The sequence below is a fragment of the uncultured Veillonella sp. genome (genome assembly GCF_905209685.1).
In the GTDB taxonomy this organism is placed as follows: domain Bacteria; phylum Bacillota; class Negativicutes; order Veillonellales; family Veillonellaceae; genus Veillonella.
This window is the reverse complement of record NZ_CAJLUB010000165.1, coordinates 1-3,033: the sequence shown is the minus strand read 5'-3', so window position 1 is coordinate 3,033 and position 3,033 is coordinate 1. Positions and strand designations below refer to the sequence as shown.

2 protein-coding genes, 4 tRNA genes and 1 pseudogene are annotated in these 3,033 nt (G+C 38.4%); 5 read left to right on the top strand and 2 right to left on the bottom strand.

Annotation, left to right across the window (positions count from 1 at the left end):
* Positions 1-778: 778 nt before the first annotated feature.
* From QZ055_RS08890 to QZ055_RS08870, 5 genes are all read left to right on the top strand, one after another.
* Positions 779-854 (top strand) — tRNA-Asn (locus tag QZ055_RS08890).
* Positions 855-859: 5 nt separating this feature from the next.
* A tRNA-Lys gene (locus tag QZ055_RS08885) sits at positions 860-935 on the top strand.
* A gap of 4 nt (positions 936-939) precedes the next feature.
* Positions 940-1,014: transfer RNA gene (locus tag QZ055_RS08880), tRNA-Glu, on the top strand.
* A gap of 3 nt (positions 1,015-1,017) precedes the next feature.
* A tRNA-Val gene (locus QZ055_RS08875) sits at positions 1,018-1,093 on the top strand.
* A 97-nt stretch (positions 1,094-1,190) separates the two neighbouring features.
* Complete coding sequence (locus tag QZ055_RS08870; protein WP_005377182.1) at positions 1,191-2,042, top strand: hypothetical protein; 852 nt, start codon at positions 1,191-1,193, stop codon at positions 2,040-2,042.
* Between the two features lie 125 nt (positions 2,043-2,167).
* On the opposite strand, the gene atpC is transcribed toward QZ055_RS08870, so the two are convergent.
* Together atpC and QZ055_RS08860 are read right to left on the bottom strand one after the other, a co-directional pair.
* Entirely contained in the window at positions 2,168-2,575 is a 408-nt protein-coding gene (atpC, locus tag QZ055_RS08865) for an ATP synthase F1 subunit epsilon (protein WP_295826325.1), read from the bottom strand.
* Between the two features lie 3 nt (positions 2,576-2,578).
* A pseudogene (locus QZ055_RS08860) lies at positions 2,579-3,033 on the bottom strand (F0F1 ATP synthase subunit beta); the annotation flags it as partial.

Sequence of the window (3,033 nt, the reverse complement as noted above, 5' to 3'; positions counted from 1 at the left end):
TGTTTTTGTGATTTCAGATACTTGAATCTCGCGCAAGATAATCCCTCCTCAGGAACATAGTTGAATATTAATTCTAATTACCGTGAGATAACTTTTTTCTCTCAAGTATAATGAGATATATGTATCTCATATACATCGAGATTAACTCTATGCATCAATCGTAACACACAATATACAGGCTTTCAACGGCTCAACTATACAGTTTTCTCAATGCTTTTTCATATTTTGAGAATAATTTTCATGAATATTGTTGTATATATTTCGGCATGTCACCATCACTTTTTTACCGTTTCCCGCATCCCAAAAATCACTTCAGCGATGTGATAAAAGTCATAGTTAATCATAGGTTAAAAGTATTTTTATACTCTATATCACAATCGACTTTTAGAGGTAAGAATTAGGTTAAAAGTACCTTATAAATGCAGAGTATATCTAAGATGATGAATACACTTTTAAGCTACTTGATATTACTTTTCAAATAAAAGGTTTAAACTTTTTTACAATGCATATGTATACCGATTATATTCAATATACTTATATTGCTAACTCTTAAGAAAATATACATTATGAATCCCCTATAAATATAGGAATTATCTATGTTTATTCATCTCTATAGATTATATTAATTTTAATGACTTGCTTATCACTATTTTTGATAAGTGATTTTTTGTATAAAGTTATGTGTTTTAGTCATAATTAACGCCTTTTGATTTATAGTAATTTTAAAAAAAACGCTTGCTTTTATAATTAATCTAACATATAATAACAATCGTACCATTCCTCGATAGCTCAGTTGGTAGAGCAATCGGCTGTTAACCGATCGGTCGTAGGTTCGAGTCCTACTCGAGGAGCCATTTATGACTCACTAGCTCAGTTGGCAGAGCACCTGACTTTTAATCAGGGTGTCCCGCGTTCGAGTCGCGGGTGAGTCACCATTTTGGCCCGTTGGTCAAGCGGTTAAGACACCGCCCTTTCACGGCGGTATCCCGGGTTCGATTCCCGGACGGGTCACCACATGGACGATTAGCTCAGCTGGGAGAGCGCCTGCCTTACAAGCAGGATGTCGGCAGTTCGATCCTGTCATCGTCCACCACAGTAAGAAGCAAGCTGACGCTTGCTTCTTTTTTATTGCAACTATGGTATACTGTAAGATATAGTTTTGATTATATTTATATCAAGGAGAGTCGAATATGAACTTTAGAGAAGCAACCATGCGTATCAGTTTTTGTCTCGCCTTAGCTTTTGTTTCAACTTTCACAATCGCTAATGCAGCAAATGTAGATGCTCAAACTACAAAAGCCCGTTCTATTCCTATTGCGCCAGTAAAGATCATCCCTGATCCTGGCACTATCAAAACGTCGCCGATTCAAATTACTTCGACCACGTCAAATACACCATCTACAGTGGGAAAGGCTAACTACGATGGCCATTTAGATAATTTCCCATCTCGCAAGGTAACACTTGTAGTGCCAACAACATTGCGCAATGAAAATACGGCTGCCTTTGGTAAATATTTATCCGATTCAGTGGCAAATGTCTTGCGCTATCCATACTACGATACAACCGTAGTAAGCACCAACACACCATTAGCACAAATCACAGCTGTTGATTTAGCCGAAGTGGCAGCATCACAACATTCCGAAATTGTCATTATGCCTGTGCCAATGCAAGACATATATGTACAATTACCAACGTCCTATCTCAGCCAATACTATCATGATGATAGCGACGACATTCACATTCAAGCTAAAGTATCTGCTATGATTTATTTCTACGATACTAATGAAGGTATCGTTCACACCATCCGTAGTGGTTTTAACCAAATCGATGATACCTTGACTATGCCAACACATAAATCCATATGGAATAAAGTCATAAAAGACTTACTTGAACAATTACCATATAAACGTGTTCCAACAGATCGAGATCGTTATCAAGCTCCTGGTATTAATGCAGAAATGCCAGTTGTTCCAGACTATGAATTTCAAGTGGAACAACCAAAAAATACAGCTTACTCACTAAAAGGTGTTAGTGTATTATAATTCAAAACAATGCAACAGCAAAAGGGTGTCGCCCACATGGGTGACACCCTTTTTGCGTATACAAGCAAATAAGGAGTACTACAAGAGTACTCCTTATTTACCAAGGCTATATCAATGTATAACTACTATATGCGTTGTGTTACCTTTAAACGAAGTAATGCCCGAGCTAAGGCGAGTTCAGCACGCTCTACATCTATATCAGGTGTAGGGTTAGCCAAACGGCCTTCAGCGCGTTCTTTTGCTCGTTTCGCGCGATCGATATCGATGGTTTCTGGGCTTTCACAATTAGGTGTTACAATGCTCACCTTGTTGTGTTCAATTTCAACAAAGCCCCCGAAAACAGCAAATGTATGCTGTTGTCCATCAGAATTATCGACACGTAAAGGGGCTATATCTAGGGCAATAATCATAGGTGCATGATTAGGCAATACACCAAATTCGCCATCGATAGCATGCCCTACGAAAAAGTCAGCCTTACCATCATATACAATCGCATCAGGTGTTATTATCGTTAGGGTCATAGGTTCCGCCATGGATTATTCCCCCTTCTCTTGCATTTCCTTTGCTTTTGCAACGGCTTCATCAATGGTACCAACCATATAGAATGCGCCTTCTGGTAAATCATCATGTTTACCATCAAGGATTTCTTTAAAGCCACGCAATGTTTCTTGTAATGGTACATATTTACCAGGAGAACCGGTAAATACTTCTGCTACGAAGAATGGTTGACTCAAGAAACGTTGAATTTTACGAGCTCGAGATACAGTTAACTTATCTTCATCAGATAATTCTTCCATACCTAGAATTGCGATAATATCTTGTAAGTCGCGATATTTTTGCAACACTTCTTGAACGCCACGAGCCACATTATAATGTTCATCCCCAAGTACATGAGGGTCCAAAATACGACTTGTAGAGTCAAGTGGATCTACGGCAGGATAAATACCAAGTTCCGCAATGGAACGAGACAATACTGTTGTTGCATCCAAGT

What these genes read in the sequence shown, in the direction of transcription:
- atpC (WP_295826325.1), bottom strand. Translation starts at nt 2,575, where the DNA reads ATGGCGGAACCTATGACCCTAACGATAATAACACCTGATGCGATTGTA.
- QZ055_RS08870 (WP_005377182.1), top strand. Translation starts at nt 1,191, where the DNA reads ATGAACTTTAGAGAAGCAACCATGCGTATCAGTTTTTGTCTCGCCTTA.